Source organism: Chitinophaga sedimenti, from assembly GCF_023156195.1.
GTDB lineage: Bacteria > Bacteroidota > Bacteroidia > Chitinophagales > Chitinophagaceae > Chitinophaga > Chitinophaga sedimenti.
Genome location: NZ_JAKUKA010000001.1, coordinates 3642673 through 3657657, shown reverse-complemented (window position 1 = coordinate 3657657; position 14985 = coordinate 3642673). Strand labels below are relative to the sequence as shown.

Annotated in this window: 15 protein-coding genes and 2 pseudogenes; 15 read left to right on the top strand and 2 right to left on the bottom strand. The window is 49.6% G+C overall.

Annotated elements, in window-relative coordinates; translation table 11 throughout:
• Window positions 1-6 precede the first annotated feature (6 nt).
• Window positions 7-1325, top strand: a pseudogene (locus tag MKQ70_RS20835) (MFS transporter).
• 147 nt (window positions 1326-1472) lie between these two features.
• On the opposite strand, the gene MKQ70_RS20830 reads toward MKQ70_RS20835, so the two are convergent.
• Window positions 1473-3119: a UxaA family hydrolase gene (locus MKQ70_RS20830; RefSeq protein ID WP_248074073.1), complete on the bottom strand. Its 1647-nt coding sequence runs from the start codon at window positions 3117-3119 to the stop codon at window positions 1473-1475.
• Between the two features lie 249 nt (window positions 3120-3368).
• Between MKQ70_RS20830 and kduI the strand changes: the two genes are divergently transcribed.
• The 12 genes and pseudogenes from kduI to MKQ70_RS20780 all read left to right on the top strand — a co-directional run bounded on the left by kduI (window position 3369) and on the right by MKQ70_RS20780 (window position 13045).
• A complete protein-coding gene (gene kduI, locus MKQ70_RS20825) occupies window positions 3369-4208 on the top strand; it encodes a 5-dehydro-4-deoxy-D-glucuronate isomerase (RefSeq protein WP_248074071.1) in 840 nt (279 codons plus the stop codon).
• A gap of 36 nt (window positions 4209-4244) precedes the next feature.
• A pseudogene (locus MKQ70_RS42485) lies at window positions 4245-4514 on the top strand (DUF4861 family protein); the annotation flags it as partial.
• Window positions 4515-4528: 14 nt separating this feature from the next.
• On the top strand, window positions 4529-5371 hold the full coding sequence (locus MKQ70_RS20820; protein ID WP_282456630.1) for a DUF4861 family protein: 843 nt from the start codon (window positions 4529-4531) through the stop codon (window positions 5369-5371).
• Between the two features lie 6 nt (window positions 5372-5377).
• Window positions 5378-5929, top strand: coding sequence for an SDR family NAD(P)-dependent oxidoreductase (locus tag MKQ70_RS20815; RefSeq protein ID WP_282456629.1), 552 nt, complete (start codon window positions 5378-5380; stop codon window positions 5927-5929).
• Window positions 5930-6163: 234 nt separating this feature from the next.
• The gene (locus MKQ70_RS42480) at window positions 6164-6361 is read left to right on the top strand and encodes a LacI family DNA-binding transcriptional regulator (RefSeq protein ID WP_372490008.1); all 198 of its coding nucleotides are present in this window, start codon (window positions 6164-6166) and stop codon (window positions 6359-6361) included.
• A complete protein-coding gene (locus MKQ70_RS20810) occupies window positions 6289-6639 on the top strand; it encodes a LacI family DNA-binding transcriptional regulator (protein WP_248074069.1) in 351 nt (116 codons plus the stop codon). The genes MKQ70_RS42480 and MKQ70_RS20810 overlap by 73 nt, the downstream gene beginning before the upstream one ends.
• Window positions 6636-6842 (top strand): type 1 periplasmic-binding domain-containing protein, encoded by a 207-nt coding sequence (locus MKQ70_RS20805; protein ID WP_248074066.1) that lies wholly within the window; start codon window positions 6636-6638, stop codon window positions 6840-6842. The genes MKQ70_RS20810 and MKQ70_RS20805 overlap by 4 nt, the downstream gene beginning before the upstream one ends.
• Window positions 6839-7210, top strand: coding sequence for a substrate-binding domain-containing protein (locus tag MKQ70_RS20800; protein WP_282457498.1), 372 nt, complete (start codon window positions 6839-6841; stop codon window positions 7208-7210). Before MKQ70_RS20805 ends, MKQ70_RS20800 begins: the two co-directional genes overlap by 4 nt.
• A gap of 166 nt (window positions 7211-7376) precedes the next feature.
• Window positions 7377-8492 carry a glycoside hydrolase family 88 protein gene (locus MKQ70_RS20795; RefSeq protein ID WP_248074062.1) on the top strand — a complete coding sequence of 372 codons (1116 nt, stop codon included), beginning with the start codon at window positions 7377-7379 and terminating at the stop codon, window positions 8490-8492.
• A gap of 10 nt (window positions 8493-8502) precedes the next feature.
• The gene (locus MKQ70_RS20790; RefSeq protein ID WP_248074060.1) at window positions 8503-9882 is read left to right on the top strand and encodes a DUF2264 domain-containing protein; all 1380 of its coding nucleotides are present in this window, start codon (window positions 8503-8505) and stop codon (window positions 9880-9882) included.
• Window positions 9883-9892: 10 nt separating this feature from the next.
• Window positions 9893-12136 (top strand): monovalent cation:proton antiporter family protein, encoded by a 2244-nt coding sequence (locus MKQ70_RS20785; RefSeq protein WP_248074058.1) that lies wholly within the window; start codon window positions 9893-9895, stop codon window positions 12134-12136.
• 99 nt (window positions 12137-12235) lie between these two features.
• Entirely contained in the window at window positions 12236-13045 is an 810-nt protein-coding gene (locus MKQ70_RS20780) for an SDR family oxidoreductase (RefSeq protein ID WP_248074056.1), read from the top strand.
• 51 nt (window positions 13046-13096) lie between these two features.
• Here the strand turns inward: MKQ70_RS20780 and MKQ70_RS20775 are convergent, their stop codons facing one another.
• Window positions 13097-13390 (bottom strand): hypothetical protein, encoded by a 294-nt coding sequence (locus MKQ70_RS20775; RefSeq protein ID WP_248074054.1) that lies wholly within the window; start codon window positions 13388-13390, stop codon window positions 13097-13099.
• Window positions 13391-13495: 105 nt separating this feature from the next.
• Between MKQ70_RS20775 and MKQ70_RS20770 the strand changes: the two genes are divergently transcribed.
• Complete coding sequence (locus MKQ70_RS20770; protein ID WP_248074052.1) at window positions 13496-13924, top strand: tetratricopeptide repeat protein; 429 nt, start codon at window positions 13496-13498, stop codon at window positions 13922-13924.
• Between the two features lie 299 nt (window positions 13925-14223).
• Window positions 14224-14730: a hypothetical protein gene (locus MKQ70_RS20765; protein ID WP_248074050.1), complete on the top strand. Its 507-nt coding sequence runs from the start codon at window positions 14224-14226 to the stop codon at window positions 14728-14730.
• The last annotated feature ends 255 nt before the right edge of the window (window positions 14731-14985 follow it).

Sequence of the window (14985 nt, the reverse complement as noted above, 5' to 3'; positions counted from 1 at the left end):
GATATCATGAATTCCACCGTAATGAGTAAGTACCGCTGGAACGTTGTTACCTTGCTGTTTTTTGCCACAACCATTAACTACATAGATCGCCAGATCATGGGTTTGCTGAAGGATGACCTTACAGTAGCCTTTGGCTGGACGGAAACTGATTATGGTAACCTTGTAACTGCGTTTTCAGCCGCCTATGCTATTGGATTACTGGCCTTCGGCCGTATAGTAGATAAACTGGGCTCAAAAATGGGTTACACCATTTCCATCACCATCTGGAGTATTGCCGCCATGTTGAATGGTCTTGCGAAAAGTACCTTTGGCTTCGGCGCTGCCCGTGTAGCACTGGGCTTTGGCGAGGGTGGTAACTTTCCTTCCGCTATTAAAGCCACCGCAGAGTGGTTTCCTAAAAAGAACGCGCCCTGGCAACCGGTATTTTCAACGCCGGTGCTAATATTGGTGCGGTAGCCGGTCCTGCGATCGTTTACGGCATTGCCAAACAACATGGTTGGGAAAGTGCCTTCCTATGGACCGGCGCCATTGGTTTTGTATGGCTGGCGCTGTGGCTCGTGTTTTACGAAATCCCTGCCCGCCACAAGAAAATCAGCAAAGCAGAATTTGATCATATTCACAGCGATGAGGTAGCCGCGGTTGATCCTATTGCTACAGAAGCCGCTATCCGGGAGCCGCAGAAAAAGATTGCCTGGGGAAGGCTGTTTGGTATCCGCCAGACCTGGGCCTTCCTGTTCGGCAAACTGCTCACCGACCCCGTTTGGTGGTTCTTCCTGTTCTGGGTGCCTTCATATCTTACCAACGCTTACGGCGTGAATATGAAGGATTCGCTGGGCCTTCCAATCATCGTAATTTACACTATTACAAGCGTAGGCAGTATCGGCGGTGGCTGGCTTTCTTCCTACCTGATTAAACGCGGCTGGCCGATCTTTAAAGCAAGAAAGACCTCGATGTTCATTTTTGCAGTTTGCGTAGTACCTATCATGATGATACAATACGTGAATAACCTGTGGGTGGCTGTATTGCTGTTAAGTTTGGCAACGGCAGCGCACCAGGCATGGTCTGCCAACATCTTCACCACTGCTTCCGATATGTTCCCTAAGAGCGCGTTGAGCTCCGTGGTGGGTATCGGCGGTATGGCCGGCTCCGTTGGAGGTATGCTGTTCCCAATGTTTGCCGGCGCTATGCTTGACCACTACAAAGTACTGGGTAACATCAATACCGGGTATAACCTGTTGTTTACCATCTGTGCATTTGCATATCTGGTGGCATGGCTGCTGATGCACTTCTTCGCACCGAAGATGGAAATGGTGAAAGTAGATTAGTCTTTTGTTTTTCGATGAATAGTTATGAACGCAGCGTCTTCCGGCGCTGCGTTTTTATTTATGGTGATGGGTAGTGCGCTGCCGGTCGTTTAAAGAAAAACGCAGCACACCCAAGGTATGCTGCGTTTAACGGTATAGGTGATAATGTTATAAACTCACGCCACGTTTCCAGGGAATAAAGTCATCCTGGTTGAGGATCTCAGCTTTGGTGAGCACTTCGCCGCTGGCCACTTTTACTACAAAGTCGAGGATGTCTTCACCCATTTGTTCGATGCTGGTTTCGCCACTGATGATCGTGCCGGTATTAACGTCGATAATATCGGGCATGCGTTGTGCGAGGCGGGTGTTGGTGCTCAGTTTCACTACAGGCGCAATCGGGTTGCCGGTGGGCGTGCCAAGGCCGGTCGTGAACAGTACTACTGTTGCGCCGGAGCCGACTTCGGCGGAGGTGCTTTCTACGTCGTTGCCCGGTGTGCAAAGCAGGTTGAGGCCGGGTTTTACAGCGTATTCGGTGTAATCCAGCACGTCGGTTACCGGGGAAGTACCGCCTTTTTTAGCAGCGCCCGCCGATTTGATTGCGTCAGTGATAAGACCGTCTTTGATATTGCCCGGCGAAGGGTTCTGGTAAAAGCCGGACCCTACCGATTCTGCCTGGTTTTCGTAGGCGCGCATGATCGTGATAAACTTATTGGAAATATCATCATTCACGCAACGGTTGATCAGTTCCTGCTCCACCCCGCAAAGTTCTGGGAACTCGCTAAGGATGGTGGTGCCGCCAAGTCCTACAAGAAGGTCGGAGGTATGTCCCACCGCGGGATTGGCGGAAATACCTGAAAAGCCGTCTGAACCGCCGCATTCGAGTCCAATCACGATTTTATTGATGGGCGCCGGTTTACGGGCATTTTTGTTCGCTTCCGCCATACCTATAAAGGTTTCTTTAATAGCGGTAGATAACATATTGAATTCGGAACCGCTGGCTTGCTGTTCAAACACCAGCAGCGGTTTGTCGAAGTTCGGGTTCAACTTTTTGAGCGCTGTTTGCATAATACTTACCTGCGCATGCTGGCAGCCAAGACTCAATACAGTAGCACCTGCCACGTTCGGGTGGTGGATGTAGCCGGCCAACAATGCGCAGAGCGTGTCCGCATCCTGGCGTGTGCCGCCGCAGCCGCCTTCGTGGATCAGGAATTTAATACCATCGATATTCGGGAAAATGTCGTTCCGTTTTACAGTGGCGTTGCTTTCCTTTGCCTGGTAATCTTTTACGGCATCGAGGCCGCCATTTTTGTACAGGTTAACGAGGTCGTTTACCTGCTCATTATATTTTTCCGGTGGTGCAAAACCAAGTCCTTTTTCAAAGGCGGTTTTAATCACGTTGACATTGCGGGTTTCGCAAAAAACCATCGGTATTACCAGCCAGTAGTTACGGGTGCCTACCTGTCCGTCGTTACGGTGGTAGCCCATAAATGTGGCGTTTTTCCATTTGCTCACATCCGGTGCAACCCAGTTAAAGGCGGCATCTTTTTCGTGGAAGGAATCGGCCATGTGCTCGGTATTGCCGGTGCTGATCAATCCGCCCTTCGGAATGTCACTCATGGCCTTGCCTACAAGCACGCCATACATCACAATGGGATCGCCCGCTTTCAGGTCTGCCACAGGGAATTTATGTTTGGCCGGGATATCTTTTACAAGTTGGATCGATTGGTCGTTAAACTGTATCTGGCGGCCTGCCGGAAGATCCTGCAGTGCTACCAGCACATTGTCCTTGGGATGGATTTGAAGATACGTATTCATGATATGCTAAAGTAGAAATAAAGCCGCTTCGCTTTTAATACTATACGCTTAATCCTTAATGTGATTTTAACGCGGAATGGCGGCGCGGCCGACCTTAATTTTCAGCTAGTTTAAGTCATTTCCGGCTAATGGCAGGCAATTTTTATGCAAACGTTTGCAAAGCTGGAGAGTATGTGCTAACTTCGACATCACTTGCTTCATTCCACGTAAGCCAAATCATCATAAAAAGTATACAAATCTCTCATCACTATGAGCATCAATATGGAAACAAGATATTCCAGCAGTCCTGCCGAAGTGCGGACCTGGGATACTGCGCAAACCAGGCAAGCCCTGCACATCAGCAACCTTTTTGAAGAGAACGTGATTAACCTGGTGTACACGCACTACGACCGCTACATTGCCGGTGGAGTAAAGCCTGTGCAGCCGGTGAAACTGGAAACGACAGATCAGCTGAAAGCAACGTATTTCCTGGAGCGTCGTGAAATGGGCGTGATCAACATCGGCGGCGCGGGTACTATTACCGTAGACGGCGAAGTGTTCGAGATCGGTTTTAAAGAGGCTTTGTACATTGGTCAGGGTAAGAAAGACGTGGTGTTCGCCAGCAACGACGCGGCGAATCCGGCAAAATACTACATCAACTCGGCGCCTGCACATCATTCGTTCCCTACCCGCCGCGTAACCAAAGCGGATGCGGAAGTAGTGACGCTGGGCGCACTGGAAACGAGCAACCACCGTACGATCAATAAACTGCTGGTGAACTCCGTATTACCTACCTGCCAGTTGCAGATGGGGATGACGGAACTGCAGCCGGGCAGCGTTTGGAATACCATGCCGGCGCACACGCACGACCGCCGCATGGAAGTATACCTGTACTTCGAAGTGCCAACGGGCCAGAGCGTATGCCACTTCTGGGGCGAGCCGCAGGAAACACGACATATCTGGATGCAGAATGAAGAAGCGGTGATTTCTCCGCCCTGGAGCATTCACAGTGGTGCGGGTACCAGCGCATATACCTTCATCTGGGGGATGGCCGGCGAAAACCTGGACTATGGCGATATGGATGTCTGTGCAACTACGGACCTACGTTAAGGAATCAACTTAAATCATCAGTATGAAAAAATATTTATGCTGTTTGCATTTGCGGCTTGTACAATGACCGCTAACGCAGGCGTAAAACAGGAAACTTACGCAACAGATATTTTTCTTACGAACGAGCTCAAAATCGCCCGTACGGCCGAAGTGGTAGAAATTCCGTTCAGCCAGGTGGCAACGCGCATCAATGCTATTAAAAATGGCGCGTTCAGAGTCGTGAACAGGAATGGGGAAGAAGTACCTTACCAGTTGGTGTATAAAGGGCAAACTTCGCCACAGGCACTGCTCGTACAGGTAACCATCCCTGCCGGGGAGCCTTGCGACTGGCGATCATCCCCGGAACACCTAAACCGGTTGTCGCCAAAACCTTTGGCCGTTATATTCCCGAGCGCATGGACGATTTTGCCTGGGAGAATGATAAAGTGGCGTTCCGCATGTATGGTAAGGCACTGGAAAGTAAGCCCAGTGAAAATGCTTACGGAATGGATGTTTGGGCGAAACGAACCAGCGCACTCGTGGTGAACAAATGGTACAAGCTGAATAATTATCACAAAGACAATGGCGAGGGACTGGATTACTATCATGTAGGATACACCCTGGGCGCTGGCAACATTGCTCCCATGAACGCCGACACGATCGTATACCCGAAGAACTACCGCCAATATAAGGTGCTGGACAGCGGTCCGCTCCGCATTTCGTTTGAGCTGTCGTACGAAAGCTGGAATGTAGGCGCTGTGCCAGTGACTGTTACCAAACGTTTTACGCTGGACGCGGGTTCACAGCTGAATAAAGTGGAGGCGCAGTTTAACTATAATGGCAGCACTGAATTACCGGTAGCTATCGGCATTATCCGCCGAAATGAACCCGGTAGCATTGTGCTGAATGAAAAGGCAGGCATCATGGCCTATTGGGAACCGCAGCATGGCGAAGATGGCATTATCGGCACCGCCTGTATTTTCCCGACGCCGGTAAAACAGATGCGCACAGATAAATGGCATCTGCTAACGGTTTCATCTGCCAATAGCAGTGCGCCTTTCGTGTATTACAATGGCGCGGCGTGGAATAAAGCCGGCGCTATCACCAGTGACGCGCAGTGGTTCGCCTACCTGCAGGATTATGCGGCGAAAATTAAAAGTCCCGTTCGTATAGAAGTTAAATAACCGACTATGAGCATCATCAATAAATTTGATCTTACCGGCAAGACCGCGCTGGTGACCGGTTGCAAAAGAGGCATCGGGAAAGCGATGGCAGTAGCCCTGGCGGAAGCCGGCGCGAATGTGATCGGCGTATCTGCATCGCTGGAAATCAATGGCAGCGACGTAGAAAAAGAGATTAAGGCATTGGGCCGCGAGTTTACCGCTTTCCAGTGCGACTTTGGCAAACGTGCATCGCTGTATGCGTTCATCGCTGAAGTAACTGCTAAGTTTCCTGTGATCGATATCCTGGTGAACAATGCCGGTACAATCATGCGTAAACCGGCAGCTGAACATCCCGATGAATATTGGGATGAAGTGATAAACATCAACCAAACGGCCCAGTTTATCCTGACACGTGATATCGGCAAACGTATGATAGCGCGGGGAAGTGGTAAAGTGATATTTACGGCATCGCTGCTGACCTTCCAGGGCGGTATTAATGTGCCGGGATATGCTGCCAGCAAAGGCGCCGTTGGGTCGCTGACCAAGGCATTCGCCAATGAGTGGGCTTCCAGGGGGTGAATGTGAACGCGATTGCACCAGGATATATTTCTACTGACAATACAGCGGCTTTGCGTGCGGATGAAACCCGCAGCAAATCTATTCTCGATCGCATTCCTGCATCGCGGTGGGGGAACCGGAAGACTTTAAAGGTCCTACCGTGTTCCCGGCTTCTGCAGCTTCCGACTATGTACACGGCACTGTGCTGACGGTTGACGGCGGCTGGATGGGCCGATAAGCGTATATTACAATACTATGAGCAACCGGTCTAAAACCATCGTCGATATTGCGGAGGAGCTGAAACTCTCCGTGTCCACCGTTTCGCGCGCGCTGAACGATCACCCCAACATTAGTGTAAAAACGAAGGAAAGGGTGAAAAGATGGCGCGCAAACTGGGCTACCGTCCCAATGCGCTGGCGGCGGGATTGCGCAGCAATAAAAGCCGTTCGATAGGGCTGGTGGTGCCGAGGATCTCTATGTTCTTCCCCGCCACCATCAGCACTATCATTCAGAATAAACTGCATGAAGTAGGATATAATCTCATTATTTGCCAGAGTAACGATTCGTACGAACAGGAAGTAGAGCTGGTGAATGCCCTGTATTCCGCGCGGGTAGAAGGGCTGGCCGTTTCTACGACCTTGTATACCACTGATTTTTCGCACTTCGATATATTTAAACAACAGAACATCCCCCTGGTGTTTTTGATCGCGTGCCGAAAGATTACAATGTGAAAGTGATCCGCGGTGACGACTATACCGGTGGATTTGAAGCCACGTCGCATCTCATCAGCAAAGGTTGTAAGGATATCGTGTTTATTGGCGGACCGTTGAGCTGCAGTTTATATACCGAAAGGTTATCGGGCTACAAAGCAGCGTTACAGGAAAATAAGATCGCGTTTAAAAAGCAGCGTATTTTTTTTTTTTTCATGAGCTGACAAAAGAAAATGCCTGGCAAACCTGCGAGAAGATATTCAGCCAGGAGCCTTACCCGGATGGTGTTTTCGCGACCAACGATACAACGGCCATTACTATTTTGCAGTATTGCAGGGAGAAGGGTATTAGGGTACCGGAACAGTTGAAGATTGTGGGATACAGTAATGATCCCCGAACAGAAATTATCACCCCTTCTATTACTTCCGTTGACCAGTATCCCGCTACCATGGCCGAGCGCATTGTGGCCGCACTGATGGAGCTGATACAGGCAAAACATCCGCAGGCTTACCGGCATTCCCAGGAAATAATTCCTATACAACTGGTAGAACGCGAGTCCAGCAGCGGAAAAAATAAGACAACAAAGAAGTGATCTGACATTAACCAGGATTCCCGTTATCATTAAAAGCATTTACGCAATCGTTTGCGTTGATTACATAACAACCAAAGCATCCACAAATGAAACGCATGAAACAATTTATCACATTTGCCTTGTTATTTGGCGCGATGGGCGCCAGTGCGCAGGTTTCGAAAAAGAGATGTTGAGAATTGCCGATGAAAGCCTCGCCTTTTCTGTAAAACAGTATAAACATATGCGGGATAGTTTGCCTGCCGGTAAACTGCCCAAAACGACCAGCGCCAAAACCGGTGGCCTCGAAACCAGTGGTACCAGCTGGTGGTGCAGCGGTTTTTATCCCGGTACGCTATGGTACCTGTACGAATTTTCAAAAGATGAATCGCTAAAAGCGGAGGCAGTGCGCGCGATGAAACTGGTGGAGAAGGAAAAAGACAATAAAGGCACGCACGATCTGGGCTTTATGATGTATTGCAGCTGGGGACCCCAGTTTAATCTTTATAAAGATGACGCGGCAAAAGAAGTGTTGCTGACGAGTGCGCGCTCTTTATCTACACGCTTCAATCCCACTGTAGGTTGTATCAAATCCTGGGATCATGGCACCTGGAAATTCCCGGTGATCATCGATAACATGATGAACCTCGAATTGCTGACCTGGGCGACGAAAATAAGCGGTGATACTTCCTTTAAGCATATCGCCCTGACGCACGCCAATACAACGATTAAAAATCATTTCCGTCCCGACTACAGCTCTTTCCATGTAATAGACTACAACCCGGAAACCGGTGCGGTGAATGCAAAGAAAACAGCGCAGGGTTTCAACGATGCTTCCGCGTGGTCGCGCGGGCAGGCCTGGGGCTTATACGGTTACACCATGATGTATCGCGAAACCAAAGTGAAAGCCTACCTGGACCAGGCGGTGCATATTGCGGAATTCATCCTGAATCATCCGAACATGCCGAAAGACCTGGTGCCTTACTGGGATTACAATGCGCCGGAAATTCCGAACGCGGTGCGCGATGCTTCTGCTGCGGCGGTTACTGCTTCCGCATTGCTGGAACTGAGTACATTTGTTCCGAAAAAGGCGGCCGCAAAGTATAAAAGCTCGGCGGTAAAAATGTTGTATAGCCTCAGCAGCCCCGCTTATCGTGCTAAAGAGGGAGAAAATAATAACTTTATCCTGATGCACAGTACTGGTCACAAAATGGCCAATTCAGAGGTAGATAAACCGCTTTCTTATGCTGACTACTATTATGTAGAGGCGCTGATGCGTTATAAAGCGATGGAAGGTAAAAAATAAATCCCCGTACATGGATAGAAGACATTTCCTCACCGCGGTGCCGCTGGCCGGAATGGCGGCTGCTATTCCCGGTAATGGCGAACTGCTTGCGGCCACACCGGACATGGCGCCCAAAGACAATGATCGTGAATACTGGTTGAAGCTGATGCAGAAAATCAGCCTGCCCTTGCTGGAAAATCTCAGCAAAGGACAGCTGCGAAAAATGATGCCCGAGGAAAAAGCACCCGGTTATAATAAAAAAACAGCTGTGGTTCAAAACCTCGAAGGTTTTGGCAGAACCATCGCCGGCATAGCGCCCTGGCTGGAACTCGGCGCTGACGATTCTGCGGAAGGCAAACAGCGCGCGCGGTTTATTTTCATGACGCAGAAAAGCATTGCCCAGCTGGTAGATCCGGCCTCACCGGATTATGCGCTTGCGCAGGGTGATGATGGACAGCACCTGGTGGATGCAGCTTTCCTGGCGCATGGCCTCATTCGCGCGCCGAAAACATTATGGGAACCTTTACCTGCCAGTACAAAGCAACAGGTGTTCGCCCTTTTCCGGAAGTTGCGGTATGTAAAACCTGGTCATTCCAACTGGCTGTTGTTTATGGCCATGCTGGAAATAGCGCTGCTCAAATTCGGCGAACCGGATTGGGACCGGGTACGCATCGACTTCGCGGTCATGAAACACTTTGAATGGTATAAAGGTGATAGTATGTACGGCGACGGGGAAAACTTCCACTTCGACTACTACAACGCCTTTGTTATACAGCCCATGTTCGTAGACATTCTGAAAGAACTGATGAATGCACGCCGGGGTTCAAAAGCGGACTACGACCTGGCGGTTACGCGCATGCAGCGTTACGGCGTTATCCTGGAAAGGATGGTGTCGCCGGAGGGCACGTTCCCGGTGGTGGGAAGGTCCATGACCTACCGTACGGCCGTGTTTCAGCCGCTGGCACAACTGGCGCTGAGCAACCAGCTCCCCGCCGAACTCAAACCCGCCCAGGTGCGTTGCGCACTCACGGCCGCTACCAAAAGGATATTTGAGTTCCCCGGTACGTTTGATAAACAAGGATGGTTGCAGCTGGGCTTTTGTGGCCACCAACCGGACATTGCCGATGTGTATACCTGCACCGGCAGCCTTTATCTCACGCTCGTAGGTTTCCTGGCTTGGGGTTACCAGCCACCGCACCCTACTGGAGCGACCCGGCCGAAGAATGGACCAACAAGAAAGCCTGGGGTGGAAAAAAGTGTTAAAAGACCACGCGATCTAACGAGCCCTACCATAGGGCGTTTATGCGATAGAGGGATGGCATTGCGCTATCCCTCTTTGCGTTTCAGTTTGCCGCCAGCAGGAATTTACTTATTTTGCGCGATGGTGCAACAGCGCTTGGAACTGTGTTAAAACTGGTATTATGATTCATCTCCCGCATTTGGTTATCGACCTTGGGTTAATCCTCGGGGCGGCGGCAATAACTACGCTTATCTTTAAGAAACTAAAACAACCGCTGGTACTGGGGTACCTGATCGCGGGGTTTTTAGTGGGCCCACATATTCATTTCATTCCTACTGTAACGGACGAAGCCAATATTAAGGTGTGGGCCGAAATAGGCGTGATTTTTTTATTATTCAGCCTCGGTCTCGAATTTAGTTTTAAAAAACTCATGAAAGTGGGAGGCTCCGCCTCCATTACCGCGCTTGTGGAAGTGATCGGCATGCTCGCCATCGGCTATGGAATCGGCCAGGTGTTAGGCTGGTCGGTCATGGACAGTATTTTCCTGGGTGGCGTATTATCGATATCATCCACAACGATTATTATACGGGCTTTTGAAGAACTGGGTGTAAAAGGGCAGAAGTTCGCAGGACTTGTATTTGGCGTACTGGTGGTGGAAGACCTGGTGGCCATCGTACTGCTGGTGTTACTATCCACACTGGCCGTAAGCCAGCAGTTTGCCGGTATGGAAATGCTGGTGTCGGTGCTGAAACTGGTGTTCTTCCCGGTACTGTGGTTCGTGGGCGGTATCTTTTTTATCCCGACTTTGTTAAAGAGAACAAAGAAGTTGATGAGCGAAGAAACCTTGTTGGTGACGTCGCTCGGGCTTTGTTTCCTGATGGTCATACTGGCTACGAAAGTAGGCTTCTCGCCCGCACTCGGCGCCTTTATCATGGGGTCCATCCTGGCGGAAACAACGCAGGCCGAAAAAATCGAGCACCTGGTAAAATCCGTGAAAGACCTTTTCGGAGCAATCTTCTTCGTTTCCGTTGGTATGCTTATCGATCCGAAAATGCTGGTGGAATATATTGGCCCGGTGTTATTAATTTCTGCAGTAACGATTGTGGGGAAGATGGTTTTCTCCGCCGGTGGCGCGTTAATCTCCGGGCAGCCGCTGAAGTCCAGCGTGCAAACGGGTATGAGCCTTGCGCAGATAGGCGAGTTCTCGTTTATCATTGCCACGCTGGGGCTTGACCTGAAAGTAACCAGCGGGTTCCTTTACCCGATTGCGGTGGCGGTATCGGCGTTAACTACGTTTACGACGCCTTATTTTATCAAATATGCAGAGCCCTTTTATTACTGGATAGAACGCCATCTGCCAGAAAAATGGAAAGACGCATTAACCCGGTACAGCAGCGGCGCACAATCTATTTCTGTAGTGAGCGACTGGCAGCGGGTTTTACGTGGGTACTTTTCCAACGTGCTAATTTATTCAGTGATTTTGCTGGCATTAACGCTGGTTTCGTCGTTTTACGTTCGTCCCTGGACGGAGCGGGCGCTGGATGGTAATGGCTGGGTGAATATCGCCACGCTGGTCATTACGCTGTTAATCATGTCGCCGTTCCTTTGGGCGTTGGCGGTGCGGCAGGTACACTCGGAAATTACAGCGCGCTTGTGGCAGGAATCAAAGTACCGCGGACCAATTGCGATTTTGCGTACATCGAGGTTACTGCTGGCCGTGTTCTTCGTAGGTTTTCTGCTGGACCAGTTCTTCTCGTTTTATGTGGCCGTGTTAACCACTTTGGGTATCCTTGGTGCATTGTTGATTTTCCAGCGGAAGATCCAGGCGTTCTATGATAAACTGGAAAGTCGTTTTATATCCAACTATAACGAAAGGGAAGCCAAGGCCATTGAAGCACAGGCGCGCCGTGATGCACTGGCTCCCTGGGATGCTCACCTTGCCTCATTTGAGGTGCGCTCTGAATCGCCGGTAGTAGGTAAAACACTACTGGAATTGGGGCTACGGGAACAGTACGGCGTTAACGTAGCCATGATCGAGCGCGGCACCCGCCTGCTTACGCTTCCGGCGAAAGATGAACGCCTGTACCCCGGTGATAAATTGGACGTGATCGGCACTGATGAACAGGTAAAGAAATTCTCTGCCTTCCTGGAGCCGATTCAATCCCGCGATGAAGAAGAACGGCGTTTGGAAGTAGTGTTGCGCAGTTATGAGGTTCATTCCGGTTCTTCCGTGATGGGCAAAACGATCCGCTCCTCCGGTATTCGCGAACAGGGTCATGGATTAGTGGTAGGCATTGAGCGTAACGGCAACCGCATACTGAACCCGGATAGTACGATCATATTGCAGGATGGAGATATTGTCTGGATTGTGGGTAATCCGAAACGATTACCGGCTTTATTCAGGGTAAAAACATCCAAGAAATAACTGCATGGCTGTCCGGACGGACAGCCATTTTATTTTCAGTTTTGTATCTTGATGACCAACAATTAGCCGGCACCTTTTCCGGTATTACAAATCACACGTATGAACAACTTTTCTCTCGACAAAAAAGTAATTATTGTAACGGGCGCCACGGGCGTGCTGGGTGAAGCTTTTGTAAGCGGGCTGGCGAATGCCGGCGCACGCCTGGTATTGATTGGTCGTAAACTGGACATCGCGCAGCAACGTGCGAATGAAGTAAATAATAGTGGTGGTGAAGCCATTGCTGCCGCAGCTGATGTACTCGATGAAGCTGCGTTGTTACAAATCCGCGATAACGTGATCGATAAGTGGGGCCGAATCGACGGGCTTGTAAATGGTGCGGGCGGCAATATGCCTGAAGCGATCATCGGGCCGGACGATGATTTGTTCAGCTTCAGCATCGACGGCATGCGTAAAGCATTTGACCTGAACCTTTTCGGTACTATTCTGCCAACCCGCATATTTGGCGAGGTAATCGTGAAAAACGGCGGCAGCATTGTAAATATTTCATCGATGGCGGCGGGACAGGCAATCACACGCGTGTTGGGTTACTCCATGGCCAAAGCGGCCGTAGATAATTTTACTAAATGGATGGCTACGGAGATGAGTTTGCGTCATGGCGATAAAGTAAGGATGAACGCCATTGCACCTGGTTTTTTCGTAACGCATCAGAACCGTTCGTTGCTGACGAATCCCGATGGCACTTATACGGAACGTGGCGGTAAAGTGATTAACAATACGCCGGCGGGCCGCTTTGGTGCACCGGAGGAGTTGATCGGCGCACTCGTATGGCTCCTGAGCGATGCATCCGTATTTGTAAACGGACAGGTGATTAATGTGGATGGCGGTTTTAGCATATACTCCGGCGTATGAGGTGAAGGCATAAAACAAAAACGGCGTGGCACTTACCACGCCGTTTTTGTTTTATGCGGCTTTTTTAGTCGTCGTCGTTGTTTTCTTGTCCTTCTTTTCTTTAGCGTCTTTGTTTTCTTTATAACGCATGTCAGGCGTACCATCTTTCTTTTTAGGTCCCTCGGACTTTGCTGCTTTGTTTTCTTTGTAACGCATGTCCGGGGTACCATCCTTTTTCTTAGGCGCTTCCGATTTAGTTTGTTCGGTAGTCGCTTTCTTACCTTCGGCAGGCTTTTTCTTGTCCTGTGCAAACGCGATGTTCACTGTCATCAACAGGGCCAGCGCGGCGGTGATAAGTTTTTTCATAGTTTGTTCGGAATTAGGATAGAAAGGTAGGGTTATTTTTTATAATATCTTCATTTGCCTCCTTAAAAAGAATTAAAATATTGCCCTATCTTACCGCCATCTCCCATGAAAAAGAAGGATAAACTCTACCGAAGCGCGTTAAAGACAACAGACCTGGCAGAAGCCGTAACGCTGCTGACGCAGGCGCACGAAGCCGGCAGTCACGATGCAGCCTATTTGTTGGGCAGCTGGCATCTCACAGGCAAACATATCACGTCTGGCGATAATGCCGCTATACGATACCTGCAATTTGCACTGGAAGGCGATGTGCCTGAGGCTTATTTCGACCTGGCTATTTGTTACGAAAGTGGCAAGGGGGTAAAGAAAGATAAGCGGAAAGCGTTTCTGCATTATATGGAAGCGGCGTTGTTGGGTCATCCGCGTGCGTTGTATGCGGTAGGGCGTTGTTATTACTATGGAGTTGGGGTGGATAAGGATGAAGATTTAGCAAAAATCTGGTTAAGCAGGAGTGATGATAGTTTGGAGATGGACTAAGTGATGATTCGTTCGCAGGTTGCGTATGTCAGCAAAAATCATTGCCGTTACTTCTCCTTTGCCGCTGGTGGCAGGCTCACGATTTATCGTGGCGTACAGCTGGCCGCCGGAACATCCTTGCGCCAAGGTTATGTAATTGTAAACCGTTGCCCTTTCATCGACACATGTAGTCATGATGTACGCAAAAATCCGGCGTTTGCCGCAACATTTTGCTTACCCCCGGATCTGGCATCCTTTTCGATTTATATAGGGCAAGTAAGGAAACAAAAAATATCCATCACCTTTTAAAAACAATAGCCATGAAAAAGATGATTTACTTCGCGATGATGTTATTAGGTCTGGCATTTGTAAAACCGGCCAACGCACAGGTCCGCATCAATATAAACATCGGCAGCCAGCCGCTTTGGGGCCCTGCCGGATATGACTACGCAGGATACTATTACTTCCCTGATATCGAAGCATATTATGATGTACCGGCCAGACAGTATATTTACCGCGACGGCCGCAACTGGGTAAGGAAAAACAGCCTGCCGGGCAGGTATGCGAACTTTGACCTGTACAAACATTATAAAGTAGTCATCAACGATCGCAATCCCCGGATGCGGCACGATGCTTACCGTAACAAATACATCAGCTACCGCGGCCGCACTAAACAGGACCTGATACGTGATCACCGGAACGATCGCCGTGATTATGCAGATAACCACCGCAACAACCGTAACGACAGGTTTGACCGTAATGATCGCAACGACAGGCATGATAGAAATGACCGTAACGACCGGGGAATTAACCGCGGACGGTTCTAAGACCAACCTCTCCTTATAATGACAAAGCGCAGCCACGGAGGCTGCGCTTTTTTGGTGCTTGAAAAGTTGAAGCGTAAACGTAGATTATCATTTTAGTATATCGATATAACGGCTTGCAGGAAAAAGGCTCAACCGCTGTAAATCAATGCCAGTATAGTGTATGGGAGGCCAGCAAGCGCAGCGCTGCCGTTCGGTAATGCGAATCTGCCTTTCATATTTTTTTGTCACCTTTCTCATAACTTACAGAAAAACCGT

Excerpts from the sequence above, each read along its gene's own strand:
- MKQ70_RS20830 (WP_248074073.1), bottom strand. The coding sequence starts at position 3,119 with ATGAATACGTATCTTCAAATCCATCCCAAGGACAATGTGCTGGTAGCA.
- MKQ70_RS20795 (WP_248074062.1), top strand. The coding sequence starts at position 7,377 with ATGTTGAGAATTGCCGATGAAAGCCTCGCCTTTTCTGTAAAACAGTAT.
- MKQ70_RS20810 (WP_248074069.1), top strand. The coding sequence starts at position 6,289 with ATGGCGCGCAAACTGGGCTACCGTCCCAATGCGCTGGCGGCGGGATTG.
- MKQ70_RS20815 (WP_282456629.1), top strand. The coding sequence starts at position 5,378 with ATGAGCATCATCAATAAATTTGATCTTACCGGCAAGACCGCGCTGGTG.
- MKQ70_RS20785 (WP_248074058.1), top strand. The coding sequence starts at position 9,893 with ATGATTCATCTCCCGCATTTGGTTATCGACCTTGGGTTAATCCTCGGG.
- MKQ70_RS20790 (WP_248074060.1), top strand. The coding sequence starts at position 8,503 with ATGGATAGAAGACATTTCCTCACCGCGGTGCCGCTGGCCGGAATGGCG.
- MKQ70_RS20765 (WP_248074050.1), top strand. The coding sequence starts at position 14,224 with ATGAAAAAGATGATTTACTTCGCGATGATGTTATTAGGTCTGGCATTT.
- MKQ70_RS20770 (WP_248074052.1), top strand. The coding sequence starts at position 13,496 with ATGAAAAAGAAGGATAAACTCTACCGAAGCGCGTTAAAGACAACAGAC.
- MKQ70_RS20775 (WP_248074054.1), bottom strand. The coding sequence starts at position 13,390 with ATGAAAAAACTTATCACCGCCGCGCTGGCCCTGTTGATGACAGTGAAC.
- MKQ70_RS20780 (WP_248074056.1), top strand. The coding sequence starts at position 12,236 with ATGAACAACTTTTCTCTCGACAAAAAAGTAATTATTGTAACGGGCGCC.
- kduI (WP_248074071.1), top strand. The coding sequence starts at position 3,369 with ATGAGCATCAATATGGAAACAAGATATTCCAGCAGTCCTGCCGAAGTG.
- MKQ70_RS42480 (WP_372490008.1), top strand. The coding sequence starts at position 6,164 with ATGAGCAACCGGTCTAAAACCATCGTCGATATTGCGGAGGAGCTGAAA.